We start from the raw sequence: 392 nt of genomic DNA, 5'->3' as shown, positions 1-392 counted from the left end.
GGGCTACACACGTGCTACAATGGTCGGTACAGAGGGTTGCCAAGCCGCGAGGTGGAGCTAATCCCACAAAACCGATCGTAGTCCGGATCGCAGTCTGCAACTCGACTGCGTGAAGTCGGAATCGCTAGTAATCGCGAATCAGAATGTCGCGGTGAATACGTTCCCGGGCCTTGTACACACCGCCCGTCACACCATGGGAGTGGGTTGCACCAGAAGTAGCTAGTCTAACCTTCGGGGGGACGGTTACCACGGTGTGATTCATGACTGGGGTGAAGTCGTAACAAGGTAGCCGTAGGGGAACCTGCGGCTGGATCACCTCCTTAATCGACGACATCAGCTGCTCCATAAGTTCCCACACGAATTGCTTGATTCATTGAAGAAGACGATAAAGA

1 rRNA gene is annotated in these 392 nt (G+C 53.8%); it reads left to right on the top strand.

From position 1 onward, the window contains the following. A 16S ribosomal RNA gene (locus TV75_RS21020) occupies positions 1 to 323 on the top strand; the annotation flags it as partial. Between the last annotated feature and the right edge of the window lie 69 nt (positions 324 to 392).

It is taken from the genome of Rossellomorea aquimaris, from assembly GCF_000935355.1.
Lineage (GTDB): Bacteria > Bacillota > Bacilli > Bacillales > Bacillaceae_B > Rossellomorea > Rossellomorea aquimaris_B.
Note: the sequence above shows the minus strand (reverse complement) of the source record. Positions and strands in the feature narration are given on the sequence as shown.